Source organism: Streptomyces sp. NPDC048349 (assembly GCF_040651925.1).
GTDB lineage: Bacteria > Actinomycetota > Actinomycetes > Streptomycetales > Streptomycetaceae > Streptomyces.
Genome location: NZ_JBEZLA010000003.1, coordinates 68,693 through 86,553, shown reverse-complemented (window position 1 = coordinate 86,553; position 17,861 = coordinate 68,693). Strand labels below are relative to the sequence as shown.

The 17,861-nt window shown below is 73.3% G+C and carries 17 protein-coding genes; 9 read left to right on the top strand and 8 right to left on the bottom strand.

Going from position 1 to position 17,861, the window contains the following annotated elements; all coding sequences use genetic code 11:
* Together AB0D44_RS03325 and AB0D44_RS03320 are read left to right on the top strand one after the other, a co-directional pair.
* Positions 1-657 carry an MBL fold metallo-hydrolase gene (locus tag AB0D44_RS03325; RefSeq protein ID WP_362583605.1) on the top strand — a complete coding sequence of 219 codons (657 nt, stop codon included), beginning with the start codon at positions 1-3 and terminating at the stop codon, positions 655-657.
* 155 nt (positions 658-812) lie between these two features.
* The gene (locus tag AB0D44_RS03320) at positions 813-2,135 is read left to right on the top strand and encodes an MFS transporter (protein ID WP_362583931.1); all 1,323 of its coding nucleotides are present in this window, start codon (positions 813-815) and stop codon (positions 2,133-2,135) included.
* 27 nt (positions 2,136-2,162) lie between these two features.
* Here AB0D44_RS03320 and AB0D44_RS03315 read toward each other — a convergent pair whose 3' ends face one another.
* The 4 genes from AB0D44_RS03315 to uvrB all read right to left on the bottom strand — a co-directional run bounded on the left by AB0D44_RS03315 (position 2,163) and on the right by uvrB (position 8,193).
* A complete protein-coding gene (locus AB0D44_RS03315) occupies positions 2,163-3,146 on the bottom strand; it encodes a TerC family protein (RefSeq protein ID WP_362583602.1) in 984 nt (327 codons plus the stop codon).
* Between the two features lie 269 nt (positions 3,147-3,415).
* A complete protein-coding gene (locus tag AB0D44_RS03310; RefSeq protein WP_362583600.1) occupies positions 3,416-5,344 on the bottom strand; it encodes a TerD family protein in 1,929 nt (642 codons plus the stop codon).
* 28 nt (positions 5,345-5,372) lie between these two features.
* Positions 5,373-5,951 carry a TerD family protein gene (locus AB0D44_RS03305; RefSeq protein ID WP_202202060.1) on the bottom strand — a complete coding sequence of 193 codons (579 nt, stop codon included), beginning with the start codon at positions 5,949-5,951 and terminating at the stop codon, positions 5,373-5,375.
* Positions 5,952-6,039: 88 nt separating this feature from the next.
* Complete coding sequence (gene uvrB, locus AB0D44_RS03300) at positions 6,040-8,193, bottom strand: excinuclease ABC subunit UvrB (protein WP_362583597.1); 2,154 nt, start codon at positions 8,191-8,193, stop codon at positions 6,040-6,042.
* Between the two features lie 232 nt (positions 8,194-8,425).
* Between uvrB and AB0D44_RS03295 the strand changes: the two genes are divergently transcribed.
* The 3 genes from AB0D44_RS03295 to AB0D44_RS03285 all read left to right on the top strand — a co-directional run bounded on the left by AB0D44_RS03295 (position 8,426) and on the right by AB0D44_RS03285 (position 11,374).
* Complete coding sequence (locus AB0D44_RS03295; protein ID WP_362583594.1) at positions 8,426-9,331, top strand: glycerophosphodiester phosphodiesterase family protein; 906 nt, start codon at positions 8,426-8,428, stop codon at positions 9,329-9,331.
* 47 nt (positions 9,332-9,378) lie between these two features.
* Positions 9,379-9,942, top strand: coding sequence for a methylated-DNA--[protein]-cysteine S-methyltransferase (locus tag AB0D44_RS03290; RefSeq protein WP_362583591.1), 564 nt, complete (start codon positions 9,379-9,381; stop codon positions 9,940-9,942).
* A 133-nt stretch (positions 9,943-10,075) separates the two neighbouring features.
* Positions 10,076-11,374, top strand: coding sequence for an MFS transporter (locus AB0D44_RS03285; protein WP_362583588.1), 1,299 nt, complete (start codon positions 10,076-10,078; stop codon positions 11,372-11,374).
* Here AB0D44_RS03285 and AB0D44_RS03280 read toward each other — a convergent pair.
* Positions 11,364-11,738 (bottom strand): cupin domain-containing protein, encoded by a 375-nt coding sequence (locus AB0D44_RS03280; protein WP_362583585.1) that lies wholly within the window; start codon positions 11,736-11,738, stop codon positions 11,364-11,366. The genes AB0D44_RS03285 and AB0D44_RS03280 overlap by 11 nt on opposite strands.
* A gap of 198 nt (positions 11,739-11,936) precedes the next feature.
* Between AB0D44_RS03280 and AB0D44_RS03275 the strand changes: the two genes are divergently transcribed.
* Complete coding sequence (locus tag AB0D44_RS03275) at positions 11,937-12,890, top strand: pseudouridine-5'-phosphate glycosidase (protein WP_362583582.1); 954 nt, start codon at positions 11,937-11,939, stop codon at positions 12,888-12,890.
* The gene (locus AB0D44_RS03270; RefSeq protein ID WP_362583579.1) at positions 12,887-13,801 is read left to right on the top strand and encodes a PfkB family carbohydrate kinase; all 915 of its coding nucleotides are present in this window, start codon (positions 12,887-12,889) and stop codon (positions 13,799-13,801) included. The genes AB0D44_RS03275 and AB0D44_RS03270 overlap by 4 nt, the downstream gene beginning before the upstream one ends.
* A gap of 19 nt (positions 13,802-13,820) precedes the next feature.
* On the opposite strand, the gene AB0D44_RS03265 is transcribed toward AB0D44_RS03270, so the two are convergent.
* Positions 13,821-14,480 (bottom strand): uridine kinase, encoded by a 660-nt coding sequence (locus tag AB0D44_RS03265; protein ID WP_362583576.1) that lies wholly within the window; start codon positions 14,478-14,480, stop codon positions 13,821-13,823.
* 93 nt (positions 14,481-14,573) lie between these two features.
* On the opposite strand from AB0D44_RS03265, the gene AB0D44_RS03260 reads away from it, so the two are divergent.
* Positions 14,574-16,019 (top strand): WGR domain-containing protein, encoded by a 1,446-nt coding sequence (locus AB0D44_RS03260; RefSeq protein WP_362583574.1) that lies wholly within the window; start codon positions 14,574-14,576, stop codon positions 16,017-16,019.
* A gap of 25 nt (positions 16,020-16,044) precedes the next feature.
* Here the strand turns inward: AB0D44_RS03260 and AB0D44_RS03255 are convergent, their stop codons facing one another.
* On the bottom strand, positions 16,045-16,413 hold the full coding sequence (locus tag AB0D44_RS03255) for a cupin domain-containing protein (protein ID WP_362583571.1): 369 nt from the start codon (positions 16,411-16,413) through the stop codon (positions 16,045-16,047).
* 138 nt (positions 16,414-16,551) lie between these two features.
* Here AB0D44_RS03255 and AB0D44_RS03250 point away from each other — a divergent pair, with 138 nt between their 5' ends.
* Positions 16,552-17,220 carry a DUF2293 domain-containing protein gene (locus AB0D44_RS03250; protein ID WP_362583568.1) on the top strand — a complete coding sequence of 223 codons (669 nt, stop codon included), beginning with the start codon at positions 16,552-16,554 and terminating at the stop codon, positions 17,218-17,220.
* Here AB0D44_RS03250 and AB0D44_RS03245 read toward each other — a convergent pair.
* Positions 17,217-17,843, bottom strand: a complete 627-nt coding sequence (locus AB0D44_RS03245; RefSeq protein ID WP_362583566.1) for a chaplin — start codon at positions 17,841-17,843, stop codon at positions 17,217-17,219. The two genes, AB0D44_RS03250 and AB0D44_RS03245, sit on opposite strands and share 4 nt — an antisense overlap.
* Positions 17,844-17,861 lie beyond the last annotated feature (18 nt).

Sequence of the window (17,861 nt, the reverse complement as noted above, 5' to 3'; positions counted from 1 at the left end):
ATGACGTACACCGGAGAGGTCAAGGTCGGCGGCCCGGCCGACGTGCACGAACTCGCGGACCTGATGATTTCCAAGGTCGCGGTGGGTCCGATGAACAACAACGCCTACCTGCTGCGCTGCCGGGCGACCGACGAGCAGCTGCTGATCGACGCGGCGGCGGACGCGGGCACGCTGCTGAGCCTGATCGGGGACGACGGCATCGCGTCCGTCGTCACCACCCACCAGCACGGCGACCACTGGGGCGCGCTCCAGGCCGTGGTCGATGCGACGGGGGCGACCACGTACGCCGGCGCCTATGACGCCGAAGGCATCCCGGTGGCGACGGACGTCCCGGTGGCGGACGGGGACACCGTCCGCGTCGGGCGGGTCGAGCTCACCGCGCGCCACCTGGTCGGACACACCCCCGGATCGATCGCCCTGATCTACGACGACCCGCACGGGCACCCGCACGTCTTCACCGGCGACTGCCTCTTCCCGGGCGGCGTCGGGAACACCTGGGGCGACCCGAAGGCCTTCGCGAGCCTGATCGACGACGTCCAGCACAAGATCTTCGACCGGCTCCCGGACGAGACCTGGATCTACCCCGGCCACGGGAACGACACCACGCTGGGCGCCGAGCGCCCGCACCTGGCCGAGTGGCGCGAACGCGGCTGGTAGGTCCGCAATCCGTCAACTTCGCGGCGCGGGGAGCTCCTTCCGGTCGATAAGAGCCGAACGCACCCCCCGAGGGCCGGGGAGGGGGTATCTGCTGCACCATGCACCAAGAGCCCTCCCCGTCCCCCTCCCCCGCCGCGTCCCGCCCCGCCCCCTCGATGCTGCGCCTGGCCTCGGCCTCCCTCGCCGGAACCGCCATCGAGTTCTACGACTTCTTCGTGTACGGAACGGCCGCCGCCCTCGTGCTCGGCCCGCTGTACTTCCCTTCCTTCTCCCCGCTCGCCGGTACCCTCGCCGCGTTCGGGACCTTCGGCGTCGGCTTCCTCGCCCGTCCGCTCGGCTCGGCGGTCTTCGGCCACATCGGCGACCGCTACGGGCGCCGGCCCGTGCTCCTGGCCTCCCTGCTGCTCACCGGCCTCGCCACCGTCGCCGTCGGCTGCGTGCCGACGTACGACTCGATCGGCGCGGCCGCGCCCGCGCTGCTGCTCGCGCTGCGCTTCCTGCAGGGTCTGGGGCTCGGCGGCGAATGGGGCGGCGCGGTCCTGCTGACCGCCGAGCACGCCCCCGAGCGGCGGCGCGGCCTGTGGTCGAGCTTCCCGCAGATCGGCCCGCCGGTGGGCTTCCTGCTGGCCAACGGCATCGTCCTCGCCCTGTCGGCGGCCCTGACCGACGCGCAGTTCACCTCCTGGGGCTGGCGCGTCCCGTTCTGGGCGGCCGGACTGCTGGCCCTTGCGGGGCTGTGGCTGCGCCGCACGGTGGAGGAGACCCCGCAGTTCCGGGCGCTGGCCGGCAGCGGACGGCGGGCGGACGCCCCGCTGGCGGAGGTGGCCCGCCAGCACTGGCGGCTGCTCCTGCTCACCGGCGGGGCGCTGGCCGTGGGGTACGCCGTGTTCTACGCGGTCACCACCTGGTCCCTGGCGTACGCGACCGAGCGCCTGGGCATGGGCCGCACGACGGTGCTGGCGTGCATCATGGGCGCCGTCGCGTTGATGGGCCTGGTGACGCCGCCGCTGGCGGTGCTCGGTGACCGGTACGGGAGGCGGCCGCTGTGCCTGGCCGGATCGGCGGCCTGCGCGGTGTGGATGTTCCCGCTGGTGGCCCTGCTGGGCACGGCCGATCCGGTGCTGATGACGGTGGGCTTCGTCGGGGCCCTGCTGGGCATGGTGACGATGTTCGCGGTGGTGGGCGCGTACCTGCCGGAGTTGTACGCCCCGCGGATCCGCTGCACGGGCGCGGCCGTCGGCTACAACCTGGGCGGGGTGCTGGGCGGGGCGCTGACCCCGATCGTGGCGACGGCGCTGGCGGACGGGTCCGGCAGGCCGTGGGGGGTGGCCGTGTACCTGAGCGCGATCGCCCTGGTCAGCCTGGGCTGCTTCGCACTGCTGCCGGAGACCGGCCCGGCGGTCGTACGGCCGCGGTCGGCCCCCGACGCGACGGCGGGCACGCAAACGGGGGCGGCCGAAACGGCCGCCCCCGCGTAGCCCGGCCCCGGCGTCAGGCGTCAGGCGTCAGGCGTCGATGCTCTCCGGGCGGGCGGCGGCTTCGGCCGCCGCCTGCTTCTTGGAGGCCATCAGGCTGGTGATCGTGGTGATGACCAGGACACCGCAGATGACTCCCAGGGAGACCGGGATCGAGATGACCGGGACGTGCACCCCGGACTCGTGCAGGGCGTGCAGCACCAGCTTGACGCCGATGAAGCCCAGGATGATCGACAGGCCGTAGCTGAGGTGGACCAGCTTCTTGAGCAGGCCGCCGATCAGGAAGTACAGCTGGCGCAGCCCCATCAGGGCGAAGGCGTTGGCCGTGAAGACGATGTACGGGTCCTGGGTGAGGCCGAAGATCGCGGGGATGGAGTCCAGGGCGAACAGCACGTCGGTGGTGCCGATGGCGAGCATGACGACCATCAGCGGGGTCAGGACGCGCTTGCCGTTGTTCCGGATGAAGAGCTTGGTGCCGTGGTAGCGGTCGGCGACGCCGAACTTCTTCTCCACGGACTTCAGGAGGCGGTTCTCTTCGAACTCGTCCTCGTCCTCGTCCTTGCGGGCCTCCTGGATCAGCTTCCACGCGGTGTAGATGAGGAAGGCGCCGAAGAGGTAGAAGACCCAGGAGAAGCTGGCGATGATCGCCGCGCCGGCCGCGATGAAGACCGCGCGGAGCACCAGGGCGATCAGCACGCCCACGAGCAGCACGCGCTGCTGGAGGTGGGAGGGCACCGCGAACTTCGCCATGATCAGGACGAAGACGAACAGGTTGTCGACGCTCAGGGACTTCTCGGTGATGAAGCCCGCGAAGAACTCCTGGGAGGCCTGGCCGTTGCCGAAGAACCACAGGCCGAGGCCGAAGAGCGCGGCGAGGACGATCCAGACGACCGTCCAGGTGCCCGCTTCCTTGATCGATACGTCGTGGGGTTTGCGGCCGATGAAGAAATCGGCGCCGATGAGGAGGGACAGACCGAGGATGGTCAGCGCCCACAGGGTCCAGGAAACTTCCACGTAAACACGCCTCCGGCGGATGGCTCAGCACTTCGTCAGCGTCATCGCTGCCGGAGGTCTCTTCCACCCGGGCGGCCTGGAGGCCGTGGGCCGACGCCCCGGGACCGGCTGCGCTCACTCACCGCAGTGGTCCGTATTGACGGGTACGCCGTAGCAGGAAAGCAGGAATACTCCCCTCCGCGCTCCTCAGGGTACCCGCCGGAAGGCAAAAAGGTAAAGGGAGTCCCAAGAGGTGGTCAGCGGCAGGTCATCGACCTGCCGCTTCTCCCTCACGGGCGGGTGCGCCGCCGGGCCTGCGCCACCCGGTCCAGTGCCTGGTCGAGGACCTGGCTGCCCTGCGGGGGCAGGTCCGGTTCGAAGGTCCAGGCGTGGTGGACCCAGGGGTCGGCGAGGTGGCTGTCCGGTACGGGCGACAGCCGCATGAGCGAGCGCCACAGCGGGTCCAGCAGCGGGCCGTAGGCCGAGGCCTCGTCACGGTCCGCGACCATCAGCAGGTGCACGCCGACCGCCGGGCCCTCGTCGGCGAGGTAGCGCAACTGCGTGACGGCCCGGTCGTCGAAGCCGTGCGGGAAGTCGTGCACGAGGAGCAGCTGGTCGGCCGTGTCCACGTCGGGCGGCAGGTCCTCGGGCGCGCCGGCCCGCAGCGCCATCTGGACGAGGTCCACCCGCTTGGTCAGCCGCGCCAGCGTCTCGGTGACCCCGGCGGCCCCGGCGGCGGGCGGACCGGCCAGCACCCCGGCGCGTACCAGGGGCGCCAGGGAGGCGGCCGCGGCTCCGGCTGCGTCGATGACGTGGACGGAGAACCGGTCGGCGGGGTGGACGGCGAGCAGCCGGGCCGCGTGGGCGACGGCCATGTCCATGGCGGCCCGGCGCAGCCGGTCGGTGTCCATGGCCATCGCGGCCTCGGAGCCGGTGCGGCCGTTGTCGATCCAGAGGCCGCGCTCCAGCGGGAGCCTCATCAGCATGGGGATCCGCAGGTCTGGGCGCTCGGGCAGGTACAGGTCGCCCAGGCGCAGGGCGAGCGGGTTCTCCTCGGGCGGAGCGGCGGACCGGCCGGCGTGCCAGACCGGGTTGGCCCAGCGGGCGTACGCGGCCGGCAGGGCCGGCTCGACCACTTCGGACTCGGCGACCAGCTGGGCGAGGTCGCGGTCGAGGACGGCCCGGGCCTGGGCCACGAGCTCCTCGCGGCGCGCCCGGGCGGTGTCGCGGGCCGCGTTCCCGGAGCCTCCCAGGCGGTGGCGGGGGTCGGACAGCGCCTCGTCGAGCTCGCGGTCCATGCGGGAGTCGGCGAAGTCGACGGCGCTGCGGTAAGCGGCGACCGTGCGGGCCAGGTCCTCGAACATGCCCCAGACCTGGTTGTAGAGCCGCTCCTCCATGGACCAGCCGCTGGCGTCCCCGGCGACGGGCCTCGGGGGCTGCCCGGGCTCCTGGGCCGGGGCGGTGCGCGGCGCGGGCTCGGGCGGCTCGGTGGCGGCGGGGCGGCGCCGCGGGTGGGCGTAGCTGATGGTGCTGTTGCCGTCGGCTGGAGGTGGGGCCGCAGGGGTGGGCGCGGGGCCGGGCGTGGGCGCGGGGCCGGGCGTGCCCGCGTACGGGGTTCCGGAAACGGGGGCCACCGGGTCGGGTGCGACGGGAACCGGGTCGGGTGCCACCGGCGCCGCGACGCCGGCGTGCACGCGGGCGGCCAGCTCGGCGGCGGCGGGGGCGCCGAGCCCCTGGTCGGCCAGCAGGGCGGCGAGCCCGTCGGCGTAGCCCTGGCCGACGGCGCGGACCTTCCAGGCTCCCTGGCGGCGGTAGAGCTCGAGGGCGACGACGGCCGTCTCGGCCTCCAGCCCTGTCAGGGTGTACTCGGCCAGCCCGGTGCCGTCCATGTCCGTGACGGCCACGTGCGTGGCCGGGACGGCACCGAAGCGGGCCGGGCCGCCCGGGGGCAGGGAGAGCAGGACGCCGACGCGGTGCACCTCGGCGGCCACCGCGTCGAGGTCGACGGCGAACCGGTGCCGGTCCGCGGATCCGCCGGGCGCCTCGACCCCCGGAAGGTCGCCCGCACCGGGGTGCGCGATCCCTTCCGGGCCGGTCACGGCACCCCGCTCGTCTGCGAGCGAGGCCAGGGCGAGCACCGGTGTGCCCGCCGAGACCGTGATCCGCACCCGGTGTTCGGACAGGGCATGGTTCTGCCCCCGGACCAGTTCGGCCGCCATCGTCCCGTCTCCCCCCGTTCTTCTTCGCTTACAGGTGCGGCAGGATCGCCGGCATCAGGTCCTGGAACGTACGGCCGTTGGCCGGGTTGCCGAGGGCCGTCATCTGCCAGCCGGCACCCGAGCGGGACACCTTCGCCATGATCTGCGCGGTGTACTGGCCGCCCCCGTCGAGGGTGTAGCGGGCCAGCTCCTGGCCGTTGGTCTCGTCGACGATGCGGCAGAACGCGTTCTGCACCTCCTGGAACGTCTGGCCGGTGAAGGAGTTCACCGTGAAGACGATCTGGTCGATGTGCACCGGCACGCGCTGGAGGTCGACGAGGATGGCCTCGTCGTCCCCGCCCTGGCCCACGCCGCCGACCAGGTTGTCGCCGGTGTGCCGGACCGAGCCGTCGTCGCTCTGCAGGTGCCGGAAGAAGACGACGTCCACCGGCTGCTTGTCGGCGAAGAGAACCGCCGACGCGTCCAGGTCGATCTCCCGGGTCCGCGAGCCGAACAGCCCGCGGCGCTTGGCCGCCTGCCAGCCCAGACCCATCCGGACCGCGGTCAGGGTGCCCCCGTCCGACTTTTGCAGACTGATGGCCTGACCCTTGGTCATGTTGACCGTCACGCGCTGTCCCCTCTCCATAGCCCGCCCCAACAACGGGAGCGCAGCGTGTACCTGCGGCTGAGACCCAACCCTACTGACAGGCCCGGGGTCAGGCGAGGCCCGCTTCCTTCATCTGTCGCAGCTCCTTCTTCAGCTCGCCCACCTCGTCCCGGATCCGGGCCGCGACCTCGAACTGCAGCTCGGCCGCCGCCGCCCGCATGCGCTCGGTCATCTCCTCGATGATCGCGGCCAGTTCGGCGGCGGGCCGGTCGGTGAGCACCGCGGCCGCCTTGGCGCCCTTCGCGCCCTTCGCACCCTTCCCGGCCTTGGCCGAGACCGCCTTGCCGCCCAGGGCGGGAACCGGTGTTTTGACGCCCTTGCCGTCCTTGGCCTGCCGGTACCCGGTGCCGAGGAGCTCCTCGGTGTCGAGTTCCTCGCGGGCGATCGTGGCGACGATGTCGTTGATCTTCTTGCGCAGCGGCTGCGGGTCGATGCCGTGGGCGGTGTTGTAGGCGACCTGCTTCTCCCGGCGGCGGTTCGTCTCGTCGATCGCCTGGGCCATGGCCGGGGTGATGCTGTCCGCGTACATGTGGACCTGGCCGGAGACGTTGCGCGCCGCGCGGCCGATGGTCTGGATCAGCGAAGTGCCGGAGCGCAGGAAGCCCTGCTTGTCGGCGTCGAGGATCGCCACGAGCGACACTTCGGGCAGGTCGAGCCCCTCGCGCAGGAGGTTGATGCCGACCAGGACGTCGAACTCGCCGGAGCGCAGCTCGCGCAGCAGCTCGATGCGGCGCAGCGTGTCGACGTCGCTGTGCAGGTAGCGGACCTGGATGCCGAGCTCCAGGAAGTAGTCCGTGAGGTCCTCGGCCATCTTCTTGGTGAGGGTGGTGACCAGGACCCGCTCGTCCTTCTCGACCCGCTCGCGGATCTCGTGCACCAGGTCGTCGATCTGGCCCTCGGTGGGCTTGACCACGACCTCGGGGTCGACGAGGCCGGTGGGACGGATGATCTGCTCGACGAAGCCGTCGCCGCGCGAGAGCTCGTACTTGCCGGGGGTGGCCGACAGGTAGACGGTCTGGCCGATCCGCTCCTGGAACTCCTCCCACTTCAGCGGCCGGTTGTCGAGGGCCGACGGCAGCCGGAAGCCGTGGTCGACCAGGGTCCGCTTGCGCGAGGCGTCGCCCTCGTACATGGCGCCGATCTGCGGGACGGTGACGTGCGACTCGTCGATGACCAGGAGGAAGTCCTCCGGGAAGTAGTCGATGAGGGTGTTGGGCGCCGAGCCGGGCTCGCGGTCGTCCATGTGCAGCGAGTAGTTCTCGATGCCGGAGCAGGACCCGATCTGCCGCATCATCTCGAGGTCGTAGGTGGTGCGCATGCGCAGCCGCTGGGCCTCCAGCATCTTGCCCTGCTTCTCCAGCTCGGCCAGGCGCGCGGCCAGCTCGGCCTCGATGCCGCGGACCGCCTTCTCCATGCGCTCGGGGCCCGCGACGTAGTGGCTGGCGGGGAAGACGTACAGCTCGCGGTCGTCGCTGATCACCTCGCCGGTCAGCGGGTGCAGGGTGGAGAGGGCCTCGATCTCGTCGCCGAACATCTCGATGCGGACGGCCAGTTCCTCGTAGACCGGGAAGATCTCGATGGTGTCGCCGCGCACCCGGAAGGTGCCGCGGGTGAAGGCCACGTCGTTGCGCGTGTACTGGATGTCGACGAAGCGGCGCAGCAGCTGGTCCCGGTCGATCTCCTCGCCCACCTTGAGCGAGACCATCCGGTCGACGTACTCCTGCGGGGTGCCGAGGCCGTAGATGCAGGACACGGACGCGACGACGATGACGTCGCGCCGGGTGAGCAGCGAGTTGGTCGCGGAGTGGCGCAGCCGCTCCACCTCCTCGTTGATCGAGGAGTCCTTCTCGATGTAGGTGTCCGACTGCGGAACGTAGGCCTCGGGCTGGTAGTAGTCGTAGTACGAGACGAAGTACTCGACGGCGTTGTTCGGCAGGAGCTCGCGGAACTCGTTCGCCAGCTGGGCGGCGAGGGTCTTGTTCGGCGCCATCACCAGGGTGGGGCGCTGGAGCTTTTCGATCATCCACGCGGTGGTCGCCGACTTGCCGGTGCCGGTCGCACCCAGCAGGACGACATCCTTCTCACCTGCACGGATGCGCTTCTCCAGCTCGGCGATGGCCGCCGGCTGGTCGCCGCTGGGCTGGTAGGGGCTGACGACCTCGAAAGGCGCCACCGTGCGTTCGATCTTCGATACGGGCCGCATGAGTCAACCGTACGACCCCCCACTGACACTCACGTATCCGCGCGCGGCCGCGCGGCGCGCCCGGCCGGAGCGGCATCACACGTTCTGGTCCGTTTGTCGTAGTTCGGTAGCGGCTCGGTGATCTTCAACCGCATGATCGCGGTGAAGGCCCCGCGTGCAGCGCACCGCCACAACGTCTGCCTCCGCGCACCCGTCTGACGCAGGAACAGGGCTCCCGACCCGAGGAGAACGCATGTACGTCCGACCCGCCGCCGCGGCAGCCGCCGCGTTCCTGGGCTTGACCCTCACCCTGCTGGGCGGGACGGCCTCGTACGCCGCCACCGGCCCCGGCCCCGCCCCCGGACCGGCGGGGCTCCTGGGGAACCCCGTCGTGTACGCCCACCGGGGGGCTTCGGCGTACGCCCCGGAGAACACCCTCGACGCGATCGACCTGGCGATGCGGCTCGGGTTCAGCTGGGTGGAGAACGACGTGCAGCGCACCAAGGACGGCGAGCTGGTGGTCATCCACGACGACACCCTGTCCCGGACCACGGACGTCGAGGAGCTGTTCCCGGACCGGCGGCCCTGGAAGGTCAAGGACTTCACGGCGGCGGAGATCGCCCTGCTGGACGCGGGCAGCTGGTTCGGGCAGGAGTACACGGGCGCCCGGGTGCCCACCCTGAGGGAGTACCTCGACCGGGTGCAGCGCAACCGGCAGCGGCTTCTGCTGGAGATCAAGAGGCCCGAGCTGTACCCCGGGATCGAGCAGCAGACCCTGAAGGTGCTGGACGAGGCGGGCTGGCTCGACCGGCGCCACGTGGAGCAGCGGCTGGTCGTGCAGAGCTTCAGCGCCGACTGCGTGCGCATCGTGCACGACCTGCGCCCGGACCTGGTCACGGCCTTCCTGGGCACCCCGCCGGTCGCGGACCTGCCGCGGTACGCGCAGTTCACCGACCGGATCAACCCGTGGCACACCACGATCTCCGCCGAGTGGGTCGCGGCGGTGCACGGGCTGCTCGGAGCCCACGGCAAGGCCATGGAGGTGGACACCTGGATCGTGGACGACGCCACGACCGCCCGCAAGGTCCGGGCCATGGGCGTGGACGGGATCATCACCAACGCCCCCGACGTCGTCCGCGAGGCCGTCGGCGGCTTCTGACGCGAACCGGGCCGTCGGTTGTCGGTGGGGCGCCGTACCGTGGACCCGTGGACAGCACCGAGCGGCCCCGCGGGCCGCGCCTCGAATGGACCGTCGTCGCGAGCGACATCGGTCCCCTGCTCCTGGCCGCGACCCCGGAGGGTCTGGTCCGGGTCGAGTTCCATGCCGGGCCCGACCGGGTCGACGCGATGATCGGCCCGCTCGTCTCCCGGCTGGGCGCCGACGCCTGGCGGCCCGCGCCGGGCGAGGAAGTCCTGCTGGCCGAGCCGATACGCCAGCTGGCCGCGTACTTCGCCGGCTCGCTGCGGCGCTTCGAGCTGCCCCTGGACTGGCGCCTGAGCTCCGGCTTCAACCGCCAGGTGCTCCAGGAACTGGACCGGTCCGTGCCGTACGGGGCGGTCGTCGGGTACGGGGAGCTGGCCGCCCGCGCCGGACAGCCGGGAGCCGCCCAGGCCGTGGGCAACGCCATGGGATCGAACCCGCTCCCGCTGGTGGTGGCCTGCCACCGGGTGGTGGAGAACGACGGGGGAATCGGCGGCTTCGGCGGCGGGATCGAGACCAAGCGCCGGCTGCTCGCGCTGGAGGGCGTCCTCCCACAGCCGCTGTTCTGAGCGGGACGCCTACCCGGTTCCGCCCGCCCGGTAAGGGGTGGCACACTGCCGCGGTGACTACTCCAGCCGCCGCACCCGGCCGCAGCGCGTCCCACCCCTCCGCGCACCCCCGCCCGCGCGGGGGGTGTCCGGCATGACCGCCTCCCCCGGCACGGACCGGCTCGCCACGGCGGCCGGCCTCCCGGACCTGGCCCGTCTGCGGCGGCGCACCACCGGGGTGCTCATCGCCAGCCAGATGCTCGGCGGGCTCGGCGTGCCCATCAGCATCGCCCTGGCCCCCGTACTCGCCAGCGAGGTCAGCGGCACCGAGGCCCTGTCCGGCCTCGCCTCCACCGCCGCCGTGATCGGCACCGCCCTGATCTCCCTGCCGCTCGCCGCCCTGATGACCGCGCGCGGCCGGCGCCCGGGGCTGGTCCTGGCGTACCTGATCGGCGCCGCCGGCGCGGGCCTCGTCGTCCTCGCCGCGACGATCAAGAGCTTCCCGCTGCTGATGCTCGGCATGGCCGCCTTCGGCTCCGCCTCCTCGGCCAACCTCCAGGCCCGGTTCGCCGCCGCCGACCTCGCCGCCCCGGACCGCCGGGCCCGCTCCATCTCCGTCGTCGTGTGGGCGTCCACCATCGGCGCGGTGCTCGGCCCCAACCTGTCCGCCCCCGCCAGCCGCAGCTTCGCCGGCACCTCCATACCCGAGACGGCGGGGCCCTTCGTGTGGGCCGCCGCCGTCTTCCTCGTCACGGGCACGCTGATCGCGGTGCTCCTGCGTCCGGACCCGCTGCTGACGGCCCGTGCGCTGGCCGCGCCCGAGGAGCAGACCCGCGAGGGCCGTTCCCTGCGCGCCGGGTTCGCAGCCGTCAAGGCCTCCCCGCGGGCCCGGCTCGCGCTGGTCACCGTGGCCGTGTCGCACACCACCATGGTCTCGATCATGGTGATGACCCCGATGGACCTGGGCCACCACGGTGCGGGGCTGGAGCTCGTCGGGCTGGTGATCAGCGGTCACATCGCCGGCATGTTCGCCTTCTCCCCCCTGATGGGCTGGCTCGCGGACCGCCTCGGCCGGCTGTCCGGGATCGGTCTGGCGGCCGGGCTGCTGTCGATCGCGGCGCTGCTCGCCGGCACGGCGGGGCCGCACCACGGCCAGAGCGCGGCGGGCCTCTTCCTGCTCGGCCTCGGCTGGTCCGCCGGGATGGTGTCCGGGTCGGCGCTGCTGACCGACTCGGTGCCGCAGCCCGCGCGGGCCGCCGTACAGGGGCTGAGCGACCTGACGATGAACACGGCCGCGGGCGTGGGCGGCGCGGCGGCCGGGCTGGTCATGGCCCAGGCGGGCTACGGCTGGCTGAACGCCGTCGGCGCCTGCCTGCTGCTGCCGATGGCGGCGCTCGCGCTGTTCACCGCGCGCCGCCACCCCGCCCCCGCGAAGGGCGAGGTCAGCAGTTGATGTGGTAGGCCTTGCGGAGCGTCTCGTGCACGGTCCAGGTCGTCTTGTCGCCCTCCCGGAGCACGCACGCGGACCCGGGGCCCACCTCCAGGGTCGCGCCGCCCTCGACCTCGATGGTGGCCCGGCCGCTGACCACGACGAACAGCTCGTCGGCCTCGGTGTCGGTGACCACGCCCGGGGTGATCTGCCAGATCCCGCGGACCTGCCGGCCGTCGGGCGACTCCCAGAGCACCTTGCCGCTCACCACCGGTTCTCCGGAGACGATCTGCCCGGGGTCGAGGTCCTCGGCCTCCAGTTCGGCGTCCGGTACGTCCGGAACGCAGACGGCGAAGGAGGCGGAGGCGCTGTGATCACTGGTGCTCATGAGCCGCGAGCCTAATCCGGCCGGGCGGCGCGGCGCGGTGACCAGAGCGTCCAGCGGGGCCGGGGCGGACGCGTCACCCTGTCCAGCGGCCGGCCGCGCGGTCCGCGCAGTCCGCGCTGGGAGCGGTACTCGGACAGGTTGGGGCGGGTGGGGCGGGAGCGCGTTTGGGGGCGCGAATCCGGTGCCATGGATGGGGACATGTCACAGCACACAGCAACTGCATCCCGGTCCACCCCGTCCGGCGGACCGGTCCTGTCGGAAGAGGTACGCGAGGCGCTCGACCGGAACCGACCCGTGGTGGCCCTGGAGTCGACGATCATCGCCCACGGCCTGCCGCGTCCCCGCAACCTGGCGGTGGGCCTCGAGCTGGAGGCGCTGGTCCGCTCGGAAGGCGCGGTTCCGGCGACGATCGCCGTCATCGACGGCGTGGCGCACGCGGGTCTGGACAAGGACCAGCTGGAGCGGATCGCGGGCGGGGAGGGCGTACGCAAGCTCGGCCACCGGGACCTGGCGCCCGCGCTCGCGGCGGGTGCCACCGGGGCGACCACGGTGTCCGGCACGGCCTTCCTGGCCGCGCGGGCGGGCCTGCGCGTCTTCGCCACGGGCGGGCTGGGCGGCGTACACCGCGAATGGGCGCAGACGCAGGACGAGTCGGCGGACCTGTCCCTGCTGGCGCGGACGCGGATCACGGTGGTGTGTGCGGGGGTGAAGTCGATCCTGGACGTGCCGGGCACGCTGCAGCGGCTGGAGACGCTGGGCGTGGGCGTGCTCGGCTACCGGACGCAGCGGTTCCCCGGCTTCTACCTGGCCGATTCCGGCGAGCCGGTGGACTGGACGGTGGACGGCCCCGAGGAGGTCGCGGCGGTGATGGCCGCTCAGGACGCCCTCGGCGGCCCGGCCGCCGCCCTGCTGGTGGCCAACCCCGTCGCGGAGGCGGAGCAGCTGGATCCGCAGCTGCACGACCGGGTGCTGGCCGAGGCCCTCGCCGAGTGCCGTGAGCGCGGGATCACGGGGCAGGCGGTGACACCGTTCCTGCTGGGGTTCCTGGTGCGGGCGACGGGCGGGGCCTCGCTGGAGGCGAACCTGGCGGCGGTGCGGGGCAACGTGCGGCTGGGGGCCAGGATCGCAGGGGCCTGGGCGGCGCGGGCATGACCCGGGCGCAGCCGGCCGGTCCCGGGGCGCTGCTGGTCATCGGGGACGTGGTCACCGATGTGGTGGCGGTCCACCCGGAGCCGCTCGTTCCGGCCACCGACACGGCCGCCCGCATCCGGACCCTGCCGGGCGGCGCGGGGGCCAACGCGGCGTGCTGGGCCGCCCGTACGGGGGCCGCGGAGGTACGGCTCCTCGCGCGGGTGGGGACCGAGTCGGCGCGGTGGCACGAGCGGGCCCTGCTGGACGCGGGGGTGCTGCCGCGGCTGGTGGTCGACCGGCAGGAGCCGACGGGGACGGTGGTCGCGCTGGTCGGCAAGGACGCGGAGCGGACGTTCCTGACCGACAGCGGGGCCGCGCTGCGCCTGTGCCCCGCCGACTGGTCGCCGTCCCTGCTGGACGGGGTGGCCCACCTCCACCTGTCCGGGTACCTGTTCTTCGCCGACAGCAGCCGGGAGCTGGCCCTGGTGGCGCTGCGGGCGGCCCGGGCGCGGGGGGTGCCGGTGAGCGTGGACCCCGCCTCGGCCGGGTTCCTGGCCGGGCTGGGCCCACAGCGGTTCCTCGATGCGGTGGAGGGGGCCTGCGTCCTGCTGCCCAACGAGGACGAGGCCCGGCTGCTGGCCGGCCTGCCGGAGCCGGGCGGGGTGGCGGGGGCCGCGGCGCGGCTGAGCCGGCGGATACCCCTGGTGGTGGTGACCCGGGGCGCGGCGGGGGCGCTGGTGGCCGAGCGGGGCCGGATCACCGCCGAGGTCACGGCGGAGCCGGTGGAGGCGGTGGACTCCACCGGCGCGGGGGACGCCTTCACCGGCGGCTTCCTCGCGGCCCGGCTGGCGGGCGCGGACCCTGCCGGGGCCGCCCGTGCGGGCTGCCGGGCGGCCGCCCTGGCCGTGACGCGCCTGGGCGGCAGGCCCTGAGGCTCCTACCGCGAGGCTCCTACCGCGCGCGGATGCCCGTCCAGGCGGGGTGGCGGGGGTCGTCGGCCCGGACCACCGCGTCGGCGGCCGAGGCCGGGTCCGTGTCGGCCTCGTAGCGCGCGAAGGCCGGCAGCGTCCAGCGCGCGGACTCCTCGGTGCGGCGCGCGAGCGCGCCCGGGGAGAGCCGGATGTGCACGCTCAGGTCGAAGGGGAACCAGTGGCCGAGGAGCAGCGGGCCGTGCACGATCAGCACGCCGCCGGGCGGGAGTTCGGCGTACGGACTGCGGGTCGCCCGGTCGCTCACCGGGTCCCAGAGGTCGGGCAGTACCCGCCCGGTGCCGCCCGGATCGGTCGGGCCGAAGACCTCCCGCCAGAGCGCGGCCGTGTCGTACCAGCCGCCGAGGTACGCATCCACGTCCTGGCGGCCGAACTCGAAGCGGAGGGAGGCCGGTCGCAGGAAACCCTCGGCGGCCACCACCAGGGCCGACCGTCCGCGCAGGCGCAGCGCGTCGGCGAGGTGCCCGGCCAGGACGCCCGTCTCGGCCGCCGGGGCCCCGTCGATGCCCACCCGCTGCCAACTCCCCTGTCCGGGGGCGGCCTCGGGGAGGGTGGCGGGGTCGTCGAGGTGACCGGCGAGCCGCTCGGCCATCCGCTGCCATGTGATCGCTTCCAGCTGCACGAGCCCATTGTCAGTGGTGGGCCGTAGCGTTTTTCACGAGGGATCACCGGCGGAAAAGCAGTCGGCGGCCCGGCCTTTGGGGAGGGGTCTGTCATGGCTCGGGAGACGACGTATCTGGAGCTGTCGCAGGAAGACGGCGCCGCGCACAAGTTCTACGAGGTCACGGTGGACGGCACTGCCGTCAGCGTGCGGTACGGCCGCATAGGCGCGGACGGCCAGCTGCAGAGTTCCTCCTTCCCGACGGTGGACAAGGCCCGGGCGGCGGCCGCCAAGAAGATCGGGGAGAAGATCCGCAAGGGGTACGCCCCGGCCGTGCCCGGGCAGCGCGCCGCCCGGTCGGTGACCCGCCGGCAGGTCACGTCGGCGCCCTCGACGGCGCGGTCCGTGGCTCCGGTGCTGTGGCGGTTCCGCACGGGCTCCTCGGCCTTCGGGATCCACGTCGACGAGGACCGCTGCTGGGTCGGCAACCAGGCGGGTGACGTCTACACCCTGAGCCACGACGGGGAGGTGCTGGCGCGGTACTCCCTGCCGGACGGGGTGAAGTGCCTGGTGGCGGACGAGTTCTGGATCTACGCGGGCTGTGACGACGGCACGGTGTACGACCTGTCGTCGAAGGTGCCGTTCGGGGCCTACGACATAGCCGCCGATGTGGACATCTTCTGGCTCGACATCCGGGAGGGCGTGCTGAACGTGTCCGACCGCAGCGGCGGGCTGACGGTCATCGACCACGAGGACGAGTTCCAGTGGTCGCGGCGCTCGGACGGCTCCAACGCCTGGATGGTCCGGGCGGACGCGGACGCGGTCTACCACGGACACAGCAAGGGGGTCACCGCGTACGCCCCGGACGGGGGGCGGGAGCTGTGGCACACCGCCACGAACGGCTCTGTGCTGTTCGGCTGGCAGGAGGACCACGCGGTGTACGCGGGGACGGGGCGCAACACGGTGCAGCGGCTCTCGAAGGCGACCGGCGCGGTCGAGGCCTCCTACCCGTGCGACGCGGCGGTGTACTCGTGCGCGACCTCCCCGGACGGCCGGCACGTCTTCGCCGGCGACCTCGCCTCCTCGGTGTACTGCTTCGACGCCGACGGGCAGCGGCTGTGGAAGCTGGGCACGGGCAGCGGGGCCGCGCTGTCGATGCAGTACCGGGACGAGCGGCTGTACCTGGTGACCACGGACGGATCGCTGGTCTGTGTGGATGCGAGCGAGCAGGCGATATCCGCGGCCCAGCAGGGCTCGGTGCCGGCGCCGGTGGACGTGAAGTCGGCGGCCGCGCTGCCCGTCTACACCCCGGCCGCGTCGGCGGCGGCGGTCGCCACCGTCTCGGTGGCGGCGGCCGGGGCGGGCGGCGTGGTGGTGGAGTGCGTCCAGCAGGGCGGCCGGATGCGGGTGCAGGTGGTTTCGGGAGGCTTCGAGCCCTCCTGGAACGTGCAGTTCCCGCGCGGGATACGGGAGCCGGGCGCCCGGTACGTGGTGGACGGGCTGCACGCGGCCTCGGGCGGCTTCTACCGGGTGCGCGGGGAGATACGCCGGCTGGTGTGATCCCGCAGCCGGGGGCGGGACCCGGTCATGCGGCGTGCTCGCGGCAGACGGCCGGGGTGACTCCGGGCGGGGGCGGGGTGGGTATCGCGAAGGGGGTTCCGACGGGGAGCGAGGGGGTCACGTGGAGCACGACCGGCTCGCTGCCGAAGTTGTGGCCCAGGTGGATGTGCCCGATGCCCGCGGGTTCCTCGAAGGCGGTCCCGGGCCGGTGCACCTCGACCGTGCCGTCGTGCAGGACCCGGGTCAGGGTCCCGGCGAGGACGACGGCGTGCAGCCGCACCCGGTGGTAGTGCCAGCCGGTGCAGCCGCCCGGCGGTATGACGATCTTGCGGCCCGCCGGGGCCGCCGGAATGCGTGCCCTTGCCGGCCGAACCGTCACCTGCTGCCCCGTCATGTGCCCTCCTCGGTGGACCGGCCGCCGTCCACGGGCTCACCGTAGAAGGGTGCCACGGCATCGAGGAAGAGTTGCCGAAACATCAACCACCCTTCTCCATCAGGTGATATGAGGCCCCTTCGGCGGTATCACCCCTGTATGAGCCTGGTGGTGTTCGAGTCCGGTAAGCAGATCCACTGCGCGGAGTGCCGGCAGGGCCCGCTCCGGCACCTCGTGCGCGAGGCGGGCGTGCCGCGCTGCCTGGACTGCGCGGATCTCGGTCATCTGGTGTACCTCCCGCGCGGGGACGCGGCGCTGACCCGCCGCTCCCGCGAGGCGAGTGCGCTGTCCGCCGTCGTCGTGCGCTTCAACAGGCGCCGCCGCCGCTACGAGCGCCAGGGCATCCTCGTCGAGGATGCCGCCCTGGCCCGCGCCGAGCGTGCGTGCCTGGCGGACGCCGAGGCCCGGGCCAGGCGCCGGGAGCGGGACCGGCTGCGTCGCGCCGCCGAGGACACCCGGTTCACGGCGGCCTTCGCCGCCGAGATAGTCCGGCTGTTCCCCGGCTGCCCGGCCGAGCGGGCCGTGGCCATCGCCACGCACGCCTCGGTGCGCGGCAGCGGCCGGGTCGGCCGCAGCGCCGCCGGCCGGGCCCTGGACGAGCGCGCCGTCTCGTACGCGGTGCGCGCGGCCGTGCGGCACACGGACACCGAGTACGACGCCCTGCTGATGGCAGGTGTCCCGCGCTTCGCGGCCCGGGCCCGGCTGGCCGCACGGATCGACGCCATCCTGGACGGCTGGCGCCCCGTACCGCCCGGCCGCCCGGCCTAGCCGAGGCCGAAGCGGCGGTAGAGCAGCGCTCCGCCGAGGAGGAGCGCTCCGCCGGCGGGGAGCAGGTAGCCGACGGCGTCGGTGCCGGTGTGGGCCAGGGCCTCGGTGTGCCGCGGCGGCGTCGGCGGGGCCACCGGCCGCTCGACGACGGGCGGTTGGACGGGCGGTTGGACGGGCGGCTTGGCGCCGGTGGGCACGTCGCCGTTGACCGAGGTGTTGCCGGAGGAGCCGTTGCCGACGCCGACGACGCTCACCGCGTTGCCGCTGACGTTCACGGGCAGGTCGACCGGGAGCTGGAGCCCGTTGCCGGACAGCACCCCGGGCGAATCCTTTCCGCGCCCCTCGGCGGCGGCTCCGCCGCCAGGGGCCGCGCCCTGTTTCGACGGGTGGGAGTGCCCCGGCTCCGGATGGTCCTCGTTGGCACAGCGGTTCCCGGCGGCCGGGTTGAGCACGCCGACCACACTCACCGTGTTCCCGCACGCGTTCACCGGAACGTGGACCGGCAGCTGCACCAGGTTCCCCGAGAGCAGCCCGGGCGAGCGCTCGGTCCGCCCGCCGGCGTCCGCGTCGGCGTAGGCGAACCCGCCCGCACCCGCGACTGCCAGCCCACCTCCCGCAACCACCGCCGCGATCAAGCCATT

Coding starts and splice junctions, on each gene's coding strand:
- AB0D44_RS03325 (WP_362583605.1), top strand. CDS start 1: ATGACGTACACCGGAGAGGTCAAGGTCGGCGGCCCGGCCGACGTGCAC.
- AB0D44_RS03320 (WP_362583931.1), top strand. CDS start 813: ATGCTGCGCCTGGCCTCGGCCTCCCTCGCCGGAACCGCCATCGAGTTC.
- AB0D44_RS03310 (WP_362583600.1), bottom strand. CDS start 5,344: ATGGCGGCCGAACTGGTCCGGGGGCAGAACCATGCCCTGTCCGAACAC.
- uvrB (WP_362583597.1), bottom strand. CDS start 8,193: ATGCGGCCCGTATCGAAGATCGAACGCACGGTGGCGCCTTTCGAGGTC.
- AB0D44_RS03295 (WP_362583594.1), top strand. CDS start 8,426: ATGTACGTCCGACCCGCCGCCGCGGCAGCCGCCGCGTTCCTGGGCTTG.
- AB0D44_RS03285 (WP_362583588.1), top strand. CDS start 10,076: ATGACCGCCTCCCCCGGCACGGACCGGCTCGCCACGGCGGCCGGCCTC.
- AB0D44_RS03280 (WP_362583585.1), bottom strand. CDS start 11,738: ATGAGCACCAGTGATCACAGCGCCTCCGCCTCCTTCGCCGTCTGCGTT.
- AB0D44_RS03275 (WP_362583582.1), top strand. CDS start 11,937: ATGTCACAGCACACAGCAACTGCATCCCGGTCCACCCCGTCCGGCGGA.
- AB0D44_RS03270 (WP_362583579.1), top strand. CDS start 12,887: ATGACCCGGGCGCAGCCGGCCGGTCCCGGGGCGCTGCTGGTCATCGGG.
- AB0D44_RS03260 (WP_362583574.1), top strand. CDS start 14,574: ATGGCTCGGGAGACGACGTATCTGGAGCTGTCGCAGGAAGACGGCGCC.
- AB0D44_RS03255 (WP_362583571.1), bottom strand. CDS start 16,413: ATGACGGGGCAGCAGGTGACGGTTCGGCCGGCAAGGGCACGCATTCCG.
- AB0D44_RS03250 (WP_362583568.1), top strand. CDS start 16,552: ATGAGCCTGGTGGTGTTCGAGTCCGGTAAGCAGATCCACTGCGCGGAG.